At 68.1% G+C, this 20,260-nt stretch carries 17 protein-coding genes and 1 pseudogene; 13 read left to right on the top strand and 5 right to left on the bottom strand.

The window, feature by feature from the left end:
• Positions 1-8 precede the first annotated feature (8 nt).
• From ACFYOB_RS13910 to ACFYOB_RS13965, 12 genes are all read left to right on the top strand, one after another.
• The gene (locus ACFYOB_RS13910; RefSeq protein WP_388559278.1) at positions 9-386 is read left to right on the top strand and encodes a nuclear transport factor 2 family protein; all 378 of its coding nucleotides are present in this window, start codon (positions 9-11) and stop codon (positions 384-386) included.
• The gene (locus ACFYOB_RS13915; protein ID WP_388559281.1) at positions 383-1,399 is read left to right on the top strand and encodes an LLM class flavin-dependent oxidoreductase; all 1,017 of its coding nucleotides are present in this window, start codon (positions 383-385) and stop codon (positions 1,397-1,399) included. The genes ACFYOB_RS13910 and ACFYOB_RS13915 overlap by 4 nt, the downstream gene beginning before the upstream one ends.
• 49 nt (positions 1,400-1,448) lie before the next feature.
• A complete protein-coding gene (locus ACFYOB_RS13920) occupies positions 1,449-2,006 on the top strand; it encodes a flavoprotein (protein WP_388559285.1) in 558 nt (185 codons plus the stop codon).
• Entirely contained in the window at positions 2,003-2,983 is a 981-nt protein-coding gene (locus ACFYOB_RS13925; protein ID WP_388559291.1) for a hypothetical protein, read from the top strand. Before ACFYOB_RS13920 ends, ACFYOB_RS13925 begins: the two co-directional genes overlap by 4 nt.
• 210 nt (positions 2,984-3,193) lie before the next feature.
• Positions 3,194-3,340, top strand: a complete 147-nt coding sequence (locus ACFYOB_RS13930) for an LxmA leader domain family RiPP (RefSeq protein WP_388559294.1) — start codon at positions 3,194-3,196, stop codon at positions 3,338-3,340.
• Positions 3,341-3,515: 175 nt separating this feature from the next.
• Positions 3,516-4,817 (top strand): M16 family metallopeptidase, encoded by a 1,302-nt coding sequence (locus tag ACFYOB_RS13935; protein WP_388559297.1) that lies wholly within the window; start codon positions 3,516-3,518, stop codon positions 4,815-4,817.
• Between the two features lie 190 nt (positions 4,818-5,007).
• A complete protein-coding gene (locus ACFYOB_RS13940; protein ID WP_388559300.1) occupies positions 5,008-6,204 on the top strand; it encodes a M16 family metallopeptidase in 1,197 nt (398 codons plus the stop codon).
• Positions 6,201-7,313 carry a class V lanthionine synthetase subunit LxmK gene (gene lxmK / locus ACFYOB_RS13945; protein WP_388559303.1) on the top strand — a complete coding sequence of 371 codons (1,113 nt, stop codon included), beginning with the start codon at positions 6,201-6,203 and terminating at the stop codon, positions 7,311-7,313. The genes ACFYOB_RS13940 and lxmK overlap by 4 nt, the downstream gene beginning before the upstream one ends.
• Before the next feature lie 29 nt (positions 7,314-7,342).
• Complete coding sequence (locus ACFYOB_RS13950; RefSeq protein ID WP_388559306.1) at positions 7,343-8,287, top strand: T3SS effector HopA1 family protein; 945 nt, start codon at positions 7,343-7,345, stop codon at positions 8,285-8,287.
• Positions 8,288-8,367: 80 nt separating this feature from the next.
• Positions 8,368-10,731 carry an SDR family NAD(P)-dependent oxidoreductase gene (locus tag ACFYOB_RS13955; RefSeq protein WP_388559309.1) on the top strand — a complete coding sequence of 788 codons (2,364 nt, stop codon included), beginning with the start codon at positions 8,368-8,370 and terminating at the stop codon, positions 10,729-10,731.
• An 11-nt stretch (positions 10,732-10,742) separates the two neighbouring features.
• A complete protein-coding gene (locus ACFYOB_RS13960) occupies positions 10,743-12,137 on the top strand; it encodes a KamA family radical SAM protein (RefSeq protein WP_388559518.1) in 1,395 nt (464 codons plus the stop codon).
• A gap of 389 nt (positions 12,138-12,526) precedes the next feature.
• Positions 12,527-12,850 (top strand): hypothetical protein, encoded by a 324-nt coding sequence (locus ACFYOB_RS13965; protein WP_388559312.1) that lies wholly within the window; start codon positions 12,527-12,529, stop codon positions 12,848-12,850.
• Between the two features lie 239 nt (positions 12,851-13,089).
• On the opposite strand, the pseudogene ACFYOB_RS13970 reads toward ACFYOB_RS13965, so the two are convergent.
• The 3 genes and pseudogenes from ACFYOB_RS13970 to ACFYOB_RS13980 all read right to left on the bottom strand — a co-directional run.
• Positions 13,090-13,768 (bottom strand): annotated as a pseudogene (locus tag ACFYOB_RS13970) (transposase); the annotation flags it as partial.
• 80 nt (positions 13,769-13,848) lie between these two features.
• A complete protein-coding gene (locus ACFYOB_RS13975) occupies positions 13,849-15,447 on the bottom strand; it encodes a PQQ-binding-like beta-propeller repeat protein (protein WP_388559315.1) in 1,599 nt (532 codons plus the stop codon).
• Between the two features lie 37 nt (positions 15,448-15,484).
• Positions 15,485-17,095: an AMP-binding protein gene (locus ACFYOB_RS13980; protein WP_388559318.1), complete on the bottom strand. Its 1,611-nt coding sequence runs from the start codon at positions 17,093-17,095 to the stop codon at positions 15,485-15,487.
• 108 nt (positions 17,096-17,203) lie between these two features.
• Between ACFYOB_RS13980 and ACFYOB_RS13985 the strand changes: the two genes are divergently transcribed.
• Positions 17,204-17,473 carry a phosphopantetheine-binding protein gene (locus tag ACFYOB_RS13985; protein WP_328928364.1) on the top strand — a complete coding sequence of 90 codons (270 nt, stop codon included), beginning with the start codon at positions 17,204-17,206 and terminating at the stop codon, positions 17,471-17,473.
• Between the two features lie 79 nt (positions 17,474-17,552).
• Here the strand turns inward: ACFYOB_RS13985 and ACFYOB_RS13990 are convergent, their stop codons facing one another.
• Both ACFYOB_RS13990 and ACFYOB_RS13995 read right to left on the bottom strand, forming a co-directional pair.
• The gene (locus ACFYOB_RS13990) at positions 17,553-18,806 is read right to left on the bottom strand and encodes a pyridoxal phosphate-dependent aminotransferase (RefSeq protein WP_388559321.1); all 1,254 of its coding nucleotides are present in this window, start codon (positions 18,804-18,806) and stop codon (positions 17,553-17,555) included.
• Positions 18,803-20,185, bottom strand: a complete 1,383-nt coding sequence (locus ACFYOB_RS13995) for a KamA family radical SAM protein (RefSeq protein ID WP_388559324.1) — start codon at positions 20,183-20,185, stop codon at positions 18,803-18,805. Before ACFYOB_RS13995 ends, ACFYOB_RS13990 begins: the two co-directional genes overlap by 4 nt.
• Positions 20,186-20,260 lie beyond the last annotated feature (75 nt).

A 20,260-nucleotide genomic window follows, 5' to 3' on the forward strand; every position in this document is an offset into this window, starting at 1 on the left:
AATTTGCCGTGAGTGGTGAAATGAAGGAATTGATTTCTTTACCGGTGGATACCGTGGAAGCCCAAGTGGTCGAGCGTCAGATCGATGCTTACAACAGCCAGGCGCTCGACGATTTCATGGACTGTTACGCCGACCAAGCCGAACTGTCGATCGACGGAGTCCCCGCCGTTTCCGGACAGGAAGCACTACGCGGGATGTACGCCCAGCAGTTCGCGACCAAGCCTGCTCAGGCCACGGTGTTGGGCCGCATTGTTCAGGGCGAATGGGTCATCGACCAAGAGCGGGTCGTCGTGGAAGGCGATGCGGCGACCGTCGTCGCCATGTATCGCATACGGGACGGGCTGATCCAGCAGGTGAACTTCGTGGGCCAGCAGGTAGAAAGATGAACGCATCCCCAGCCCGCCAGGGGGCGCAACTCCCGGCTGGAGATGTTTCGGTCTTCTTCCCGGTGATGCCGGCCCGACCGGCCGACGTCATCGGCTTTGCCGAACTCGTCCGCGATACCAGCCTTACCCGCCTGTGGATGGGACAGTCCCTGACCCTCGACACGAATCAGGTCTTCTCGCATCTCGCGGGTCAAGGGCTCTGTATACCCGTTGGTACCGCGGTGACCGTCATGGCATTGCGCCATCCGTACGAGGCTGCGGCCTCGGCGCGTTCCGTGGCTGCGCTTACCGGGGAGTCGGTCATTGCGGGGTTCGGTCCCGGCGGAGCCAATTTCGTCCGTTCGCTTCGCGGCTCCACCTACGAAAGCCCGCTCACCGCGAGTCGTGAATATGTGTCGCTCGTGCGAGAGGCACTGACCGGGGAGACGGTCCGTCGAGACGGCCGGTACCACGTCCTGCACGGCGCCCTGCCGGCGCTGCCTTTCGGGAATCCTCCGGTGCACGTGGGCCTGGGCGTCCTGCGGCCGGGTATGGCCCGGCTCGCCGGCGAAGTGGCGGATGCCGCCATCACCTGGCTCACCCCTCTGCCCTACCTCCGCGACACGCTTCTCCCCGCATTGCGCGAGGGCGCCCGGAGCCAGTACCGCAGCCTGCCGCGCGTGGTGTCACTGGTGCACTTCGCGGTCGACCGCACCGATCGCGACGTGCGAGCTCTGGTCCTGGCCGCCAACAGGATGCATCTCAGCTCGGAGCACTACACATCGATGCTCCGCGGGGCCGGAGTGCAGGCCGATCCCGCGGACGTGAACGCCGGCGCCGAGGCCCTGGTGGAGAACCAGGTCTTCGTCACGGGTTCCGCCGGTGAGATCGCGGAGCGGATTCGAGAGTACTTCCACTCGGGCGTCGACGAGGTGGTGCTCAGTCCCTCCGGCGTTCTGGTGCGACACGGCATCGAGGCCGCTCTCGTCGACCTGCGCGCCGTCCTCGGGGAACTCGAGCACGAGCATGTCTGACCCCACCGCACCCGCGGCCTTCAGGTTCACCCCGCGCAGACTCCTCCTGGTGGGGACCGGCGCCATCGGTGTGACCTTCCTGCCCTACTGGGTCAAGTGGCTGCGGATGGAGCTCCCGGAAACGGAATGCCGCGTCGTTGTCACGCGCAGCGCAGAGCGGTTCGTGACACGCGAAGCGCTGTCAGCGCTCAGCTCAACCGAGGCAGACCTCGATGTCTGGCCGGACACACCGCAGACCACGGCCCAGCACGTTGCATGGGCGGAGTGGGCCGAGGCGGTTGCGGTGTATCCCGCCACCATGAACTTCGTCAGCCGCTTCGCCATCGGCCTGGGTGACAGCCCGGCCTTGCTCGCGATGCAGTGCACGCAGGCTCCCATCGGGCTTGCTCCTTCCTTGCCCCCCGGTGGAATCCACAACCCTGTGGTGCGCCGTCACCTCAAGGAACTCGAGGAGCGTCCGAACATCAGCATCCTGCATCCCCAGAGGGGGCCCAGTTCCACAACGGGCCGTAACGATGCCTTCGTGCCCCCAGAGCTGCCCGGGCTTCTGACCTTGATGGAACGATCGCTCGGGAACAGCGGATCTGCGGGACGCCGAGTCACGTGAGCGCACACCTTTACGGGGATCTCGTCGATGAGCTCGGGACCCGTTTCACCAGAACGTCTGTATACCGGCGGAAGGCTGAGCAGAGTTACGCCGACGACGGCGCCTATCTGTGGGTGCGGTCCGCCGGCCCCGCACGTTCGGCTCAGATGCAGGTGCCCGACCGTCCGGTGGAACGCCTGATACGCGGCCTGCCCGTCACCGCATTGCGCCTGTCCTTGCCCCAGCAAGACGGGCACGCACTCGTGTATCCGGCCCCTGGCCCATGGTCCTTGGGGAAGCTGCTGATGCAGCAGCATCCCCATCAGTCATACCCGAGGGCCCGTGAACTCCTACGAGAACTGGGAGTCCTGCTGCGGCATCTGCACGCCTCACCTCCCGCGGATGTCGCCCTTCTTGCGGCGGACCGGAGGCCCGACCGTTCGGGAGTGCACCGGCTCGCGCACTGGCTCGCAGATGGTGACGCCACGGCTTCGGAGCCCTTGCGCCGACTCGCAGCCCTGACCGGCGACCAGCTCGGACAGGGGCGCTGGAGGAAGTTGCGGGACTGGTGCGATGCCGCACTCGACGACAGAGCTGGGAGAGTGCTTCTGCACGGCAACCCGGGGACCGGAGTGCTCGTCCCCGGCCTCGGCGATCTGCCTTCCGTGCTGCTCATCGGGGAAGACGTGCAGGTCGGGCCGGCAGCTCTCGACACCGGCCGGGTGCTGGGCGAACTCACCGAATTGCGCGGCATCATCACACGCAAGGGCGGCCAGGAGGCCGCCGCCCAGTGGTCGAGACTGGGCCGTGCCTTCTTGGACGGATACGCAGATGATCTGTCACCACTCGCTGGAACGGTCGCCACACTGACCGTGCTCGCCCATGTCAGGGACTACTGCGAATTCGCGGGCTGGGACGACTGGTGGTTCTCAGTCGCTCTGGAAATTGTCGCGGAGCAGCTCGACGGCAACGGGAAAGGCGCTATTGACTGGCATTGACAGCCCGTCTCAGTTACCTGAATGGCAGATTCCATTAGCCGGGCGGTTTACGCCGCCCGGCAATTCGACATGCCGTGAATTCGAGTCGAAAAAATTGTCGAACATTTCTTGAAAACGCTTTGAGGAGCCGCTCGGACGGTGATAGAAATGTTTCAGCAAGCGGTTCCGGGGTCACTCGGAATCGGAACCCGTATAAGAAAGGGGTGTCCCATGGACGCCGAGAAGCTCATCGAGGGTTACACCGTCTACACCAACACCGAGGAGCTGGCCGCCAGCGCCCAGGACGAGGCGCCTGCAACCTCGCCGGTCGTCTTCACCATCACGGTCTCCGCGGCCACCTATGTCGAGGGTTGCTGAAGCAGCTCCTAGCTGCACAGTCCCTGTGAAGCTGACACGCTGGCGCCAACTGATCCCGTCAAAAATCGAGTCGGCGCCAGCGTCTCAGATCCAAGGATAGCGTGGGGCTGCGGCTCAGCCGCAGCCCCACGGCGCGTGCACATTTCACCTCGTGCAGCGCCACAAAGGAACCTGAATGTCTGAACTGCAACGGTTTTCCCTCCCCAATGGTCTGAGGGTGCTGCTGGAACCCCGCCCCTCCGCCGCTGTCGTGGCCGTCAGCGTCCACTACGACGTGGGCTTCCGGTCCGAGGCGGAGGACCGGAGCGGGTTCGCGCACCTCTTTGAACACCTCATGTTCCAGGGCAGCGAGAACCACGCCAAAATGGCCCACTGGACGTACGTTCAGGGCCTCGGTGGTTCCGTCAACGGATCCACACACCAGGACTACACGGACTACTATCAAGTCCTTCCTTCAGAAGGCTTGGAACAGGTTCTCTCCATGGAGATGGACCGCATGCACGCACTCCTCATCACCGAGGAGAACCTCTGCAATCAGCGAGCCGTCGTCAAGGAAGAGATAAGACTCAACATCCTCAACCGGGCTTATGGCGGTTTTCCCTGGATACCCCTGCCCGCGCTCCTATACAACACATACCCGAATACGCACAACGGGTACGGCGCATTCGAAGACCTCGACTCGGCGAGCGTCGCTGACGCCGTGGACTTCTACCGCGCGCACTATGTGCCCGCCAACGCAGTCCTCACCGTCTGCGGGGCCTTCGACCCTGATCGCACCGCGGCCTACATCGAAGAGGTCTTCGGCGCTCTTCCTCACCGCCCCAAGCCGGCCCCGGCCGTGCTGCGCGAGGAGCTCCCGGGAACCACTCGCCATGGCCGGCGGGAAGACGTACATGCCTCGCTCCCGGCTCTTGCCCTTGGCTATCAGCTCCCGGACCCCGGGACGGAGCTGGACGCCTACCTCGCGCACATGGTCCTGTGCGAGATCCTCACCGGAGGCTCATCGTCCCGGCTCCACACGCGATTGGTCCGTGAGAAGGGCGCCGCCGTCCACGTGTCGGCGGGCTGCGGACTGTTCAACGCACTGGACACACGTGCCCCGGACACCCTCGCCCTGGCCGTGACCCACCATCCGCACACCGACCCCGAATCGGTACTCGCCGAAATCGACGGCGAACTGGCCGGGCTCGCCGAGAGGCACGCACTTGCCGATCTCGTGCCCACGGCGGGGGCCCGGATTGCCGCGAGGTCCGCCCGACGCAATGCCGACCTGCTGGCGCGCACGCGGGCCATGGGGACGTACGAGCTCCTCCACAATGCCCCGGCGCTCGTGGATGAACTGCCCGGCCGAATCCTGACGATCGGGGCCGAGGCGGTCACCGACGCGGCCCGCGCGCTGCTCACCGATCAGAGGGCGGTGCTCCGCCTGGTCACCAGCCAGGCCGTCCCGCGCCAAGCAGCAGAGCCGACGACGTAGCGAAGAGAGCTGGCTACCCGATATGGATGGTTTCGCCCGGCCCCGGCCGGCAGTGGACACGACCATGTCCAACGGATTGCGTTGTGTCGTGGTCCCCGACAGCACTGCACCTCTGGTCGAGATCCGCATGTACATCCCGTGCCCCACCACAGGGGAAGCGCATGCCGCCGCGACCCACATCCTCAGTGATGTGCTCTTGCACGCGGCGGGCGGACAGACAGGTGAACACGCACAGGCCTGGGCCGTCGCCGACATCGACTCTGCCCGGAACGCCGAATGGATCGGAGTCTTCGGCTACACCCCCGCGGCTTCTCTGCCGACCGTCCTGCGGGAAATCGGCCGGCACCTGGCGGAGCCCCGGTTCAGCGACGCGTCCGTAGCCGAGGCCCGTGACCGCCTTGCGGCGCAGGTCGCCATCCGGCGCGGCGAACCGCGGTGGATGGCGCTCACCACCCTGCTGCGCAGGTGCCGTGCGGAGAACACCATGCCGCACGAACTGCCGTCCCCCGCGGCGCTGAGGGGTGTCGAGCCCGGGGCGGTCCGCAGCCTGCACTCCTCACGTCTCACACCGCATGGAGCGATCCTCGTCCTCGTCGGCGACGTCCAGGGCTCATCGGTTGCCGCCCTCATGGAAGAGGCCTTCTCCGGATGGCGCAGGGACGAAGCCCCACAGGACCTCCCGGCTCTTCCTTCCGCCGCCGCCGCCGAGGTCGTACTCGTCCACCGGCCGCAGTCCGCACAGGCCGAGCTGCTGATGATGAGCCCAGCGCTGCACCGGACGCACGCACGACGTCCCGCCCTGGACATCGCGAACGCAGTCTTCGGGGCGGGGGTTGCCTCTCGCCTCGCCATGAACATCCGGGAGCGGAAGGGATACGCGTACATGGCGGGGTCGGCGACCGAGATGGTTGCGGGGAGCCCCACGACCGTCGTCCGCCTGGCGGCGAACGAAGAGACCGCTGCCCTCGCTCTTCGCGACACGAGGGCCGAACTGGCCGCCATGCTCTCCAGTCCGCCCACGGACGAGGAGATCGCGGTGGCGAAAAGACTGCTGACCGGACGCATCGCGACCGCACTGGTCTCCCCCTCCGCACACGCGACTCTGCTCGCCAACCTGCTCTCCGAGGGCGTGGGCCCCCAGTGGATGGACGACTACCCACTGGCCCTCGCAGCGGTCGGCGCCGGGGACGTCGTCGAGGCGGCGCTCCATCACCTCGACCCCACAGGATTCGACACGGTCGTGATCGGCAATGCGACAGCCCTTGCCGTATCCCTGGCCGATGTCCCCGGGACCACGGTCCGCCGGTTCGAACGCATCGACGACGTGCCTCACGGGCTCCCGGCCCCCTCCCCGCTCCAGCGAACCGACCAGGGGGTATCACGGTGACGTCCGACCACCGCTACCGTACGAGGGCCACCGATGTGAACTCCGTGCCGGCGGTCGCGAACCTCCTGGCCGGACTGCGCCTCGGCACCCTCGACAGCGCGAACGTGGTGGCACACAACGGCCGCAACGAGAACTGGGCCGGCCGAACGACCAGCGGTGCCAACGTCTTCGTCAAGCGTCTCGAGGGACCTGCTGCAGATGTCTCCCGGCGCCTCAAGAACATCCTCACTTTCGAAGAGCTCCTTGCCGCCTCCTCGACAGCGGCATTGAAAGCCCCGCGCTACCTCGGCTGCAGTCAGGAGGACGCGCTCGTTGTCTTCGAACTCCTGCCGGGGGCCCGCACAGGTGCCGAACGGGCGGACGACGACGCGTTCGAGGAGAAGGACGCATTCCGTGTCGGCGAGATGATCGGCGCTCTCCACGGAATCAACCCGGCCCCGGCGACAACCCTGGATACGAGCCTGCCTGTCCTGCCTCCCGTCTCGTACCTCGACGCGCTGCCCTTGGAGACTCACCGCAACTCCAGCTTCGCCGAGCTGGAACTGTGGCGAATCCTGCAGCAGGATGACGCGCTCTCCGCGGCGCTCCGACGCCTGAGGGACAGCGAGGGCCAGTCCGCCGACCGTCGAGCGATCCACGGCGACTTCCGCCTCGACCAGCTCCTCTTCGTCGACGACATGCCCCACCTGATCGACTGGGAAGAGCTGCGCTGGGGTGACCCGGCCCGAGACCTCGGCGCGTTCGTCGGCGAATGGCTGTACCGCGCGCTGCGCAAGCTCCCGGGAACCGGAACCGAGGACTCTCCCGACCCGGCTGGCAGCGCGGATTCGGGACGCGAGCTCGTCGCCCGGGGGGTGCGCGAACTACTCCGACGGCGCCCCTTGATCGAACAGTTCTGCACCGGGTACCGCTCCACCGGCCGGCCGTTCGAGGCAGCGCTGCGCGAGCGCAGCGCGGGCTTCGCGGGCTGGCACCTCATAGACCGCGTGATGGCAGCAGCTGCTCGGCGCCCGAGTCTGACCCCTCTGGACCGCGCAGCGCTGGGGACCGCCAGGACAGTGCTGGTCGATCCGGCCGCTGTTACCAAGACACTCGGTCTGGAGGACTGAAAGCCATGTCGAGCCCCACACCGTCCCCCGTGCTGTCCGAGCGTCTGCGCTCCGCTCTCGGGGAGCTCGAGGTGGACCCGGGTGCCTTGACCGCCCGCGTCCTGGATACCACCGTCACGGCGAGCACCCTGCCCGAGCTCCGGCACGCCCTGGCCGACAAGATCTACGAAGTACTGCACGCGGGAATGACCTTGGGGGGTGAACCGGCCCTCCGCACCCTGCGCGACAGGCAGTACGAGAGGCTGCTGTCGGACGCCGTACCCCACCATGACACCGTGGTGGAAGCATCCGTGACGGAGGCCGCAACGAGCGCGGCCAACGCACGACGCATCGCGACCATCGACGGGGTGCGCACGTTCGTGGACGCGTCGGCGCCGGCCGACGCACAGGTGGCACGACGTGCTGACCGGGACCGGGCCCTGCTGCGCTATCCCTCTCGTCGCCCCGCGCTTTCCCCGGGATTCTTTCTGGTGGACGGTTCCCGCGGGCGCCCCCGAACCACTCGTCTGCGCCGCTACTACCTTCACATCGAGGACGCAGCCGCTGCCCCGCGGGCATGGGGGCAACTGCTGACACTGCTGGAGGACGGCGCGACCCGCTACCGAGCCAAGATCAGCTCGAATCCGCTGTACTACCCGCGCAGGGATGCGATCGTCGTCTACCTGGACGACAATGACGCTGCTCTCTTCGACGCCGCAGGGATTGCCGCCGTCCTCACCGGACTCGGCCGTACGACGTCGGTGTTCGCCCGGGAGCTTGCCCCCGGCGTGTCGACGGCCGAGGAACCGTCCGACAGCCGTCCCGGCATGGCCCGCAAGAGCTTCGGCCAACACCGGTCCCATGCCGTGGCCGAGGGGCTCGTGGACCACGCCCTGCATCCTGCCGGCCCGACCGCCGAGGCAGCGGTCTGCAGTGCACTCACCCAGGCCAACATCGTGCCGCACGCGCCATGGATGAACGGCGACGGGCGATGAGAGGACCCCACCGCCCTCTGCCGGCCCATGCGGAAGCAGCCGACACCCCTCCCCAACCCCAGCCCCCACAGGAGGAGCAGATGACAGCCGAACCGCGCATCGTACTGATCACCGGCGCCACGTCGGGCCTGGGCCGGCACCTCGCGGAGCAGCTCGCAGATCAGGGCGACACGATCCTGGTACACGGGCGCGACGCCGGACGCGTGGACTCCTGTGTCCAGGGCCTTCGCGCCGCTGGAGCCGTAGCCCACCCCTACGTCGCGGACCTCGCGCGTCTCGACGAGGTACGGGCCCTCGCCGATCAGATCCTCGCCGAGCAGCCACGCATCGACGTACTGATCAACAACGCGGGTGTGGGCCCGGGGCCGGAAGGCGCCGAAAGACAGCTCAGCGACGACGCGCACGAACTGCGCTTCGCCGTGAACTACCTGGCGCCGGTACTCCTCACACGCCTTCTGCTGCCAGGGCTGAGGAATGCCCGTTCGCCCCGCGTAGTGAACGTCGGATCCGCCGCACAGCTCGAAATCGACTTCGACGACCTGACGATGGACCGCTTCTACCACGGGTGGGTGGCGTACGGGCGGTCCAAGCTCGCGCTGGCGTCCTTCAGCATGGACCTTGCCGCGGAACTCGCAGGTGAACACATCTCGGTGAACTGCGTCCACCCGGCCAACTTCATGCCGACGCCCATGGTCCAGGAGCTCGGCATTCCCTCGGAGTCGACCATCGAGCAGGGCGCCGAAGCCGTCCTGCGACTGGCCTGCGCGACCGGAGAGGTAGCGGCGACCGGCGGCTACTACGACGGAGTGAATGCGGCGCCGCCTCACCAGGACGTCCTGGACCCCGCCAAGCGCGCCCTCCTGAGCGAAATCAGCGAAGAGATCCTGGCCGGCCATCTCGCGGCCGGGCCGGACTTCCGTACGCACGTCGAGAAGATTCTCGCAGGGCTCGAAACCTCGCCCGACCGAGAAGCCCTCGTCCACCGGGGACGGCGCACGACCGCGCACGAGCTCCGCGCCATGGTGTTCCGCATGGCCCGAGCCCTGCGCCGCCAAGGGGTGGACCGCCGGCAGACGGTGACCATTCTCAGCGGGACCCGGCCCGAAGCCCTCGCCGTCCGATTCGCCGCAGGCCTGGTCGGCTGCCGCGTCCACCATCTCAACAACAGCCTGACGGCCGAGACGCAGGCGGCCATCGTCCAGGACATCGAGACCCACACGCTGATCGTCGATCCCGGGTACGGCGATCGAGCCGAAGAACTGACCGGCCTGGCGCCGGTGACGCAGGTCCTCTCGCTCGGTCCGTCAGGCACGCGGACGGACCTCTTGGAGCTTGCCGCACAGGAGGCGGCAGATCCGTTCCCCAGCCGAGCACGCCCCCAAGACATCTGCGTGTTCAATTACACCGGTGGCACCACCGGCCGGCCCAAGGGCATCGCCGTCACCTATGAGGAGATCAGCGGCAACTACACCGCTCCGCCCGCCGGCGGGGCGCAGGAACCCCGCCTGCTGATGTGCACCCCCCTGATGTACACCGGCGGCGTGATGGCCGACATCATCCTGATGAGCGAGGGGACTGTCGTGCTTCACGACGGCTTCGACGCCGGCGAGGTGCTTGCCGCCATCGAACGCGAGCGGATCACGCACATCTTCCTCGTGCCGCCCATGCCCTACCAGCTGGTGGACCATCCGGCCTCAACCACGACCGACACCTCCAGCATGCGCACCATCATGTACGCGGGCTGCCGGGCCTCTGCCAACCGTCTCGCCGACGTGGTCCGGCGTTTCGGGCCGGTCCTCGTGCAGTCCTACGGACAGAACGAGGCGGGAGGGATCAGTGTCCTCACGTTCCAGGACCACGACCCCTCGCGGCCGGGCGTGCTGAGCTCCGCCGGCAGGCCGCTGCCCTGGGTTACGGTCGCGATCCGGGATGAGGACGGACGCGAACTTCCGCCGCTCGAACACGGCGAAATCTGCGTGCGCTCCAAGACCGTCATGCGCGGGTACTGGAAGCAGCCCGACGAATCGGACGCGGTACTCAAGGACGGCTGGCTGCACACCGGTGACATCGGGTTTCTGGACAGCAACGGATACCTGACCGTCACCGACCGGGCCAGGGACATGATCAACGTGGCGAGCGACCACATATACCCCTCCGACCTCGAGGATCTGCTGAACTCCCATCACCTGGTTGCTGACAGCGCTGTCTTCGGCGTGCTCGGCGACGATGCGATCGAGCATGTCCACGCGGTGGTCGTGCCCGTCCCCGGCGAGACCATCGACCCGCAGAAGCTCCTGGAGATGGTGCGCGAGGCATGGGGGGAGATCTACGTCCCCATACAGCTCGGCTTCGCGGACAGCCTGCCGAGGACCGGCGCCGGCAAGCCTGACAAGCAAAGACTGAAGGCCCTCGCGAGCAAGCGGAAAGTGGAATCGAAGCTGTGAAGAGCGCCACGATGGAAACGGCGGCCGCAGGAACACGGCTACCGGGATCGGCCTTCCAGCCGTACACCTACCGCCGAACCGAACTGGTCGAGCCGGACTGGCAGCGCTTCCCCGGCTGGCGCGAGGTCAGCGCCGAACAGTGGATGAACCCTCAGTGGCAGCGCGTGCACTGCATCAAGAATGCTCGTCAGCTACGGGCCGTGATGGGGAACCTGCTGGACGACGACTTCTACGACGACTGGGAACGCGACCGGCTGCACCGCGCCACGATGTCCGTACTGGTGCCGCCGCACATGCTCAACACCATGGTTCCGTTCTCCGCACCCACCGGTGCGGGCTCACTCACCGCCGAGTTCTACACCGACGCTGTCCGCCGGTACATGCTGCCGGTGTTCTCCGACCGGCACCCGGTCTGGTCGTCCCACCCGAGAGCGAGCCGCGACTCCCTGCACGAACAGGACATGTGGGTTGTCGAGGGTCTCACGCACCGGTATCCCACCAAGGTGCTCGCGGAACTCCTGACCACCTGCCCCCAGTACTGCGGGCACTGCACCCGGATGGACCTCGTCGGCACGTCGACGCCCCAGGTGGAAAAATCGCGCATGACGCTCAAGCCCGCCGACCGGGCAGAAGCGATCCTGCAACATCTGCGGCGCTCACCGGGAATCAGGGACGTCGTGGTATCCGGCGGCGATCTGGCCAACATGCCGTGGCCCCGCCTGGAGGCATTCCTCGACGAGCTCTTGGACATCGACAACATCAGGGACATCCGCCTCGCCAGCAAGGCACTCATCGGCCTGCCGCAGTATTGGGCTTCCGCCCCGGTTCTGGAGGGTATCCACCGTCTGGCGGCGAAGGCGGTGTCACGGGGCGTCCAGATCGCCCTGCACACCCACGCGAACGCAGCGCAGCAGGTGACACCGTACGTTGCTCGCACTGCGCGAGCACTCCTGGCTGCGGGATTGCGTGACGTGCGCAACCAGGGTGTCCTCATGCGTGGGGTGAACGACAGCGCTCAGTCTCTGCTCGACCTGTGTTTCGCTCTGTGCGACCACGCCTCCGTCACCCCCTACTACTTCTACATGTGCGACATGATTCCCCATGCAGAGCACTGGCGGCTTTCGGTCGGCCAAGCGCAGCGCCTCCAACACGAGATCATGGGGTACCTTCCCGGGTTCTCCACTCCGCGCATCGTGTGCGACGTTCCGTTCGTAGGAAAGCGGTGGGTCGACCAATACGAGGCCTATGACCGCGACCGGGGCATCAGCTACTGGGGGAAGAACTACCTCACGTCCCTGGAGGACGGAGAACCTGATGTTCTCGGCCGACAGCACCAGTATTACGACCCCATCGACCTGTTGCCGGCATCGGGCCAACAGTGGTGGAAGGAATCTGCCCAGGGCTGAAGCGCGGCGGTTGTCGGCTTCGAGCGGCGGCCGGTACATCGGACGCGCACGAACGCGACGTGCGAGGTCACCGCTGCTTCGAGTCCTCGAGCCGGGCCGGCACGGGTCGAAGAGCAGGACCGCGATCAGAATTCAGCAATTCCATTGCTGTAAAAAGCCGGCGTTGAAGGCCGACCGCAGCTGTCAAGAAGGCCACACCGTGCAGCTGTTCCAAGACCTTTCGTTGTTGTTTCGAAGGGAGCTTTCGAAGGCGGGCGTAACTGATCCCGGACCGCCGCCGAGAGTGGCTGCCCAGCCGTGACACGCCCCCGGCCGGTGTGATGCCGCCAACGGCCCCACACCAGCGCCCACACCGTCGCCACCGCGCGACCGACCAGAAGGAGCCAGACATGTCCCACCCGATCCTGCGCAGGGCGGCCGTTCCCGGTGCCGTCCTGGCGGCCACGGCAGCCCTCGTCCTGGGAGCCTCGCCCGCGTCCGCCGCCGTACCGCAGCCGGCCGCATCCGGGCCCTCCGTGTCCGCGGCGGCCGCTTGGACCCCTCCGCCGGGCTACGTCCGCGAGACCTCCTACGTCGGCTCGCTCGCCGCGTGCGAGACGAAGGGCGCGGAAGGCGTCGCGAACGGCGCCTGGACCGCCTACGTCTGCCACCAGGAGTACCGCCAGCTGACCGACATCTGGATGATCTTCACCTCTCTGTACGTCAAGAAGTAACCACTGCCGACGTGGCGGCCTCCTGATAGGCGGCCGCCACGGCCGGCCGCGGGCGTCCGAAGCCACCTCTGATGACTTCGGATGCCCCCTTCGACCGCGCCACGGGGCCGCCCGGCCTGGAGCTGGTGTTCAACGGCCCGGTCTCCGTCACGTGCCCGGCCGCCTTCCAGGACCCGGTGCTCCGTGCTCCGACACCTGAAAGCTTCGCAGGTGACAACAAGCCTGCCTATGTGACAACTAGCGTGCTTCGGCTGTACACGGCGGGCACGGCCGGTGCGCAGAGCACCGGCCAGCTCACGGCGAAGCTCGCCCCGGCCCTGGACGTAGAGGGCCTGGTAGACGGTCTCGTGGACCACGTGCATCTCCGGCCGGTCGGGAAAGGTGTCCCGCAGAGCCTGACAGATCTGCTCCGGGCTCCACTTCCTGTCCAGGTGGCCCTGGATGAAGTCCCGCAGCTCGGGCATCCGGCCGATCTTGCCGGACCTGGGACGGGGTCGGCGGGCATCCGCACGGGACTGGGGCCGCATACGGCCGATACGCCCCGGTCTCGGGGTGGCGGTTGCGGCGTATCTCACGACTGACCGTGGACGGGCTGCAGCCCAGCTCGGCCGCGATCGCCCGCACGGTGGCCTTCTCCCGCAGCCGGTCGGCGATGTGGATGTGATCGGCCTCGTGCAGGTGCCGCGACGAGCCGGAAGGCCCTGCCACCGCGCCAAGCGGCAGCAGAGCCTTCCTCTGTTTCCCATTGGGCTTGCGCCCGTTACGCCACTTCTGGCCCGTCCGTTCGTCGATCCCGACGGACCGGCAGGCCTCCTTGTTGCTGTAGCCCTGCTGCATGAGACGGGAGTATGCCTCCCGCTCCCGGGTCAGCTTCCGAGGGCCCTGAGGCGTCCCGTCCCTACGGATCTCGAAGTTCATCGCATCCCCTGAACTGGGATGTTGCAACGACTCCTAGAACCCAAGAGTGGGTACCGGCCCCTCTCACGTGTCCTGCCCTGTCACTTGCCGTCCACCGTGAAGGCGTAGAAGGTGCCTTCCGTGAGGCTGCCGGTGGTTCCGCCGCCGTTGGCGAAGCGGGCGTAGCCGTTGCCCCAGTAGACGGTGCCGTCGACGACCGCGGGGCCCGCGTTGGACGAGTACGGTGCGGTGAAGTCCCACAGGTAGGCACCGGTCGCCGCGTCGAGCGCGTACATGCGGCCGCTGGTGGAGCCGCCGAAGACGACGCCGTTGGCGGCGGTGAGGGCGCCCCAGGCGAAGCCGTCGCTGCGGTCTGCGACCTGCCACAGGACCTTTCCGGTCTGCGGGTCGAGCGCCGCGAACGAGCTGCGGGTCGTCGTGGAGCCGTCGGCCAGCTGGTAGGGCAGCTTGTTGAAGTTGGCCTCGGCGATGTAGATTCGCTTGTCGTCGTTGGCGGTACCCCATTCGATGCCGCCGATGTGGCCGCCGGGGCCGGCCGCCGCGCTCCAGACCACGGCGCCGGTGGCCGCGTCCATCAGCCAGTACTCGCCGCTCTTCTCGCCCGCGCCGATCACCTTGCGGGGGCAGCCGTTCGGGCCCTTGATGGTGAACAGGTGGGCGCCGTCGCCGAAGTCGTAGTCGTAGCCGGGGTTCGGCGGGCAGTTGTTGGGCGGGAACCCGGGGATGCAGCCGGTGTTCCAGGCGTCGAAGCGCTTGGCTCCGGTGTTCCACTTGATCTGGCCGGTCGTCATGTCGAGGGCCAGGACCGTGTCCACGTAGTTGTCCGGCGCATAGCACTCGGCAGGGGTGTGGCCGGCGGTCTGGCAGTCGCTGACGGACTGCGGGACGGTGTAGTTGTTGCCGGTGGTGAAGTACACCGTGTTGGTCGACGGGTCCAGCGCCGGGGTGCCCCAGACCGCCACGCCGCTGTAGCCGCCGGGCTTGCCGCCGTTGTCGGGGGTCGTGTACTGGCGCCACAGGAGGTTGCCGGTGGCGGCGTCGATGGCGTTCACGCTGCCGCGGAAGGTGCAGCAGGGGTAGGCCGGGTCGAGGGCGCCCTCGGACTCGCGGGAGGAGACCCCCTGGTAGATCACGCCTTCGTGCACGACGGGCGACTGCGTCAGCACCGCCTTGTACTGGGTGTCGATCTCCCGCTTCCACACCAGGTTGCCGTTGGTGGCGTCGACCGACATCAGGACGGCCTTGTTCCAGTCGGCTATGTACAGCTTGCCGCCGACGACGGTCGGGCTGGACCGGGAGACGGAGGCCGGGTCACCGGTGTAGTCGGAGACCTTGCGCGACCAGATCGGACGGCCGGTCTTGGCCTCCACCTTGTGCAGGTAGCCGCCCCAGTCGGGGAAGTACACGGCTCCGCCGACCACTGCCGGGGTGGCCGACACGTCGCCGTGGGTGGCGTACGTCCACTTGGCCTTGAGGCGGCCGACGTTGGCCTTGCCGATCGTCGCTTCCTGCAGGTTGGTGCGGCTGTTGCGGATGTCGTGGCCGCCGGTCGGCCAGGAGGACGGCGGCGAGGACGCGCTGGTGGCCGGCGCGGTGAACAGCGTGGCGGTCAGTGCGGCAACGGCGAGCAGCGCGAATCTGCGGACCACTCCCTGCCGGGACCGGGGTCTTGTGCGCATGGGACTTCCTCTTTCGTGCTGTGATGGGGTTCGTCGATCAGCCGGCGGTCACCGGGACGCGGTTGCCGTGCAGTGCGGCAGCGCGTGCGGTGAGCTCCAGCCGGTCGGTCTTCTTGTTGGTGTTCAGCGGGAACTCGTCCAGCCGGTGGTAGTGGCGCGGGATCAGCTGCGCGGGCAGCAGACCGGCCAGGTCGCGGTGGAACTCCTGCGGCGTGCGCTGCCCGCCGAGGTAGAAGGCGACCAGTTCGGTGCTGTTGGCCACGGGGACGCCGACGACCACCGCGTCGGTCACCGGGGTGCCGGCGCGCAGTGCGTGTTCCACCTCGGCCAGTTCGACCCGGTAGCCCTGCACCTGCACCTGGGAGTCCGTACGGCCCAGGTAGACCAGTTCGCCTCCGGCGAGCCGGCGGACCCGGTCACCGGTGCGGTACCACAGGACGCCGTCGCGCTCCAGGTACTTGCCGGCTCCGTCCTCGGGGTCCAGGTAGCCGGCCGACAACTGCGGGCCGGACAGCCAAAGTTCGCCTTCGTCCACGGCCGGGGCGCCGTCTTCGTCCAGGAGCAGTTCCGCGTGGCCGTCGTGGAGCAGGCCGAGCGGTACGACGCCGTTGACGCCGAGCCGGGTCGACTCCTGCGGGGACCAGCGGTGGCGGTGCGTGGTGATGGTCATCTCGGTCGGGCCGTAGACGTTGATCACCGCGGAGTGGGGGGCGGCCTGCTGCCAGGCGTCGGTGTCCTGGAACTGGAGCGCCTCGCCGCCGAAGTAGGTCCAGCGCAGCGAGGGCATGCTGCCCGGCACCAGGCGGCCGGTGCGGCGGGACAGCGAGATCACGCTGGGGGCCGAGAACCAGACGGTGATGCCGTGTTCGGCGACGAAGGCGGGGAGGTCGCGGTAGGCGTGGGGGGAGACCGAGACCAGCGGGGCGCCCACCGCCCAGGCGCACCACAGGTCCGAGACGGCGGAGTCCCAGTTGAGGTTGGCGGCCTGGGAGAAGACGTCGCCGGACGTGAAGTCGTACCAGGCGTCCATCAGCGCGAAGTAGTGCGCCGTGTTGCCGTGCGTGAGCCGTACGCCCTTGGGCCGGCCGGTGGAGCCGGAGGTGAACAGGATGTAGGCCACGTCGTCGGGAGCGGCGTTCCGCGGCTGTGCCAGCGCGGTCTGCGAGGCGGCGAACAGCGGCAGCGCTCCGCCGGCGGCCAGCGCCTCGGCCTGCTCGCGGCCGAGGTCCGGTGCGAGCACCGGGAGGCTCCCGAGCCCCGTCGCGAGGTCCGTGGCGAGGCCGTCGGGCTCCCGGAGCAGGGCCGCACCCTCCTCGTCGACGACGAGGGCGGAGACCTCCGCCGACGCCAGCATCGAGGCGATCTTGCCGGGCGGGAAGTCGGCCAGTACCGGCACCGCGGGGAGTCCCGCGTACAGGCTGGCCAGGACGGCGACGTACGAGGTCACGCTGCGGCCCGCCAGGATACCGACGGCCTTCGGCGGCCCGCCGGGGGCGGCGAGCAGGGCCCCCGCCCAGGACAGGGCCAGTTCGTGGGCCGTCGTGTAGTCGACGGTCTCCTTCCCGACGCGCACCGCCACCCCGCGCGGTGAGCGTTCCAGACCGCGCAGAAAACGTGCGTGCAGCGCGGTCCGCGCCAATGGTTCCATTTCTGCTCCTCCTCGCCAGAATTACCGGCAAGCTCTTTTCCGGACGCTTTCCGGGCGCATTTCCGGGACGCATTGACAGCCATCGGCGGCCGCCCCCATCATTCCCGTATGCCAGAACTCACGAATCACACCTGGGACGGCGCTTTCGAGGCCGTCATTCGCCCGTTCCTGCCCTACCTCTCCCCCGACGAGAAACTGACCGGGGACACACAACTCCGTGACCTGGGGCTTGACTCCATGGGAACGGTCGAACTGCTCGCCGCCCTGGAAGGCGCCTACGACGTCCGCTTCCTGGACGACGCGCTGAAACTGGAGAATTTCGCGAGCCCGGACGTCCTCTGGAAAACCCTGATCACCGAAACCGAATCCGCCGCGTGAGAAAATCGGTCCACCGACCGGCCCGACGAGGATTTCACATCCGAGTCGGGCCGCTTCTCTTTTTGCGGCAGGAAGACGGTCAGGGGATCAGCCGCTGGAAACTCTCCTCGATCCTGTCGAGATTCGAGCGGACGTGCGGCAGGGCGAGCGGGTCCTGCGCGTCGAGCGAGAGCTGCTGCTGCTCCGCCGTCTCGCCGTACAACATGCTGGTGGCGCATTTGAACCGCAGGGCGTCCCCCTCGTCGCCGAGCAGGTGTCCGGCGAGCACCACGATCCCGAGGTCCAGCATCCGCCGGGCCAGCGTCGGCGAGTCGGTCACCTCGTACTTCGCCAGCTCCTCGCGGACCGGTTCGAAGTCGGGGTAGACGTAGAAGGCCCCGGTGGGCGGCCGGCAGCGGGCGCCCGCCTCCACGGTGATGCGGTGGACCTCGCGCGCGACGACGCCGTGCAGCCGGGCGCTGGCCCGGAGCCTGTCGCGGACGTCCTGCGGCTCGCTGAAGGCGTACTCGGCCACCGCCTGCATCGGCCCCGCCAGCGTCGACCAGACCTCGCTGGCCACTGAGACCACTCCGGTACGGATCCACTCGCCCCAGGGGCCCGTCGGGAAGCGGGCCACACCGATGCGCCAGCCGCCCAGGGCGAGGCTCTTGCTCAGGCCGGTGGCGATGACCGTGCACTCGGGGGCCACTTCGGCGGGGCTGAGGAACTCGGTGGCCGGGTCGTGCACCACGTCCCGGTAGATCTCGTCCGAGACGATCAGCAGCCCCTCCTCCTCGGCGATCGCGCACAGTTCGCGGATGAGCGGGGGCGACGCCAGGGTGCCGGTCGGATTGTCCGGCAGGGTCAGCACCATGATGCGCGGGTCGCGGCCGAGCACGCGCGCCGCGGTGATGCACTCGCGCAGGGCGTCCGGGTCCGGTACCCCGCCGCACTCCTCGGGGATCGGGACGGCGATCGGGTGCTTGCCGGCCAGCCGGGCCTGCGGGGCGTACGTGTTCCACGCGGGGCGGGGCAGCAGCACGTCGCCGGGGACGGCCAGGTTGAGGGCCATCAGCAGCGGTTTGCTGCCCGGGGCGACCACGATCTGGTCGGCGTCGGTGGGGATGCGGCGGCGGTTGAAGTACCCCGCGGCGGCGCCCCGGACCGCGGGCGCGCCGGCCACCGGCCCGTAGGCGTTGCGGGTCGCCCCGGCGGCGAGCCGTTCCACCAGCGGTGCGAACGCGGGGAGCCTGGACTCCCCGAAGCCGAGGTGGATCAGCGGCTCGCCGGCCGCCTGGCGCTGCGCCACCAGCTGGTTGAGGGCCAGGTTCGGTGACATCCGCATGTCGCTCATGCCGGGCTCCCCACCGGTGCGGCCGCCTTGGTCCCGAAGAGCTCCTTCTCGCCCTGCCACGCGGGTCCGGCGAGCGCACGCGCGATGTCGGCCGGTACGGTGCGGTCGAGCCGCAGTTCGTCCAGCCATGCGGCCTCGGAGTCGAAGTGCGCCAGGAAGGGCCGGCCGACCAGGGAGGGATCGCGGGCCTGGACCATGTGCAGCTGGAAGAACCGGCCCTCGGCGTTCTCGACGACGCCGTCGACGGCCACCTTGCCGGGCGTCGCGGACATCACCGGGCCGCGGACCGTACGGGCCAGGCCCGGGAGGGTGCGGTAGGCCGACTGGAAGATCTCGGCCGCCCGGGCGAGCGGCACCCGGAAGTAGTCGTACGGGCCGGTGTCGCGCTCCACGAACATGTAGTACGGGACCGAACCGGCGGCGAGTTCGGCCCGCCACATCTGGCTCCAGACGTCCGGGTCGTCGTTGACGCGGGCGATCAGCGGCGCCTGGCAGTAGACGAGGGCGCCGGTGGACCTGATGCGGGCGATCGCGCGGCGCGCCAGGTCGGTGCCGAGCTCCCGGGGGTGGCTGAAGTGCGCCATGACGGCGAGGTTGCGGCCCGAGGCGACGACCTTCTCGAAGAGGCGCAGCACGTCGTCGGCGTCCGGGTCGGCGACGAACCGCTGCGGCCAGTACGCGACGGACTTCGTACCGATCCTGATGGTCCGTACGGTGTCCACGGGAAGCAGCGGCTCCAGGTGGGAGCGCAGCCGCTCGGTGGACATCACCATCGGGTCGCCACCGGTCACCAGCACGTCGGTGACGTCGGGGTGCGAGCCGAGGTAGGAGATCAGGCCACTCGGGTCGGGCGCCGCGAAGCGCAGGTCCGCGTCGCCGACGAACTGCGCCCAGCGGAAGCAGTAGGTGCAGTACGAGTGGCAGGTCTGGCCCTGGCTCGGGAAGTACAGGACCGTCTCGCGGTACTTGTGCTGGAGCCCGGCGATCTCGGCGCCCTCCCGGGTGGGGACGTTGAGCTCCTTCTGGCCGGACGGGTGCGGGTTGAGCCGGCCGCGGATCTGCTGGACGAGGGTCCGCAGGGCGATCTTCGAGGCGGGGTCCGCGGACAGGGTGGCCAGGTCCCGCTCGTTCTGCTCGGTCAGCATCCCCTTCTGGGGGAAGACCAGCTGGAACATCGGGTCGTCCGGGATTCGGTCCCAGTCGATCAGCTGCGACAGGACGTACTCGTTGACCCGGAAGGGCAGCACCATCGACACGAGCCGGACGGTCTCCCGTATGTCGGCGGGCAGGCCGTGGCGGTCGGCGATCTCGTCGAGCTGCCGCGGCCCGTATGCGCGGAACCGTGCCGTCTCGACAGAATCGGTTGCCAGCAGGGACATGCGGATATTCCTCCAGCCTGGTGCCTGGCAGTTCCGAGCGTCTGCTCGAATGCGGTTCGATGCTAGGGAGAGGAA

The organism is Streptomyces sp. NPDC006463 (genome assembly GCF_042870715.1).
GTDB lineage: Bacteria > Actinomycetota > Actinomycetes > Streptomycetales > Streptomycetaceae > Streptomyces.

Excerpts from the sequence above, each read along its gene's own strand:
- ACFYOB_RS13915 (WP_388559281.1), top strand. The coding sequence starts at position 383 with ATGAACGCATCCCCAGCCCGCCAGGGGGCGCAACTCCCGGCTGGAGAT.
- ACFYOB_RS13930 (WP_388559294.1), top strand. The coding sequence starts at position 3,194 with ATGGACGCCGAGAAGCTCATCGAGGGTTACACCGTCTACACCAACACC.
- ACFYOB_RS13935 (WP_388559297.1), top strand. The coding sequence starts at position 3,516 with ATGTCTGAACTGCAACGGTTTTCCCTCCCCAATGGTCTGAGGGTGCTG.
- ACFYOB_RS13955 (WP_388559309.1), top strand. The coding sequence starts at position 8,368 with ATGACAGCCGAACCGCGCATCGTACTGATCACCGGCGCCACGTCGGGC.
- ACFYOB_RS13960 (WP_388559518.1), top strand. The coding sequence starts at position 10,743 with ATGGAAACGGCGGCCGCAGGAACACGGCTACCGGGATCGGCCTTCCAG.
- ACFYOB_RS13965 (WP_388559312.1), top strand. The coding sequence starts at position 12,527 with ATGTCCCACCCGATCCTGCGCAGGGCGGCCGTTCCCGGTGCCGTCCTG.
- ACFYOB_RS13975 (WP_388559315.1), bottom strand. The coding sequence starts at position 15,447 with ATGCGCACAAGACCCCGGTCCCGGCAGGGAGTGGTCCGCAGATTCGCG.
- ACFYOB_RS13980 (WP_388559318.1), bottom strand. The coding sequence starts at position 17,095 with ATGGAACCATTGGCGCGGACCGCGCTGCACGCACGTTTTCTGCGCGGT.
- ACFYOB_RS13985 (WP_328928364.1), top strand. The coding sequence starts at position 17,204 with ATGCCAGAACTCACGAATCACACCTGGGACGGCGCTTTCGAGGCCGTC.
- ACFYOB_RS13990 (WP_388559321.1), bottom strand. The coding sequence starts at position 18,806 with ATGAGCGACATGCGGATGTCACCGAACCTGGCCCTCAACCAGCTGGTG.
- ACFYOB_RS13995 (WP_388559324.1), bottom strand. The coding sequence starts at position 20,185 with ATGTCCCTGCTGGCAACCGATTCTGTCGAGACGGCACGGTTCCGCGCA.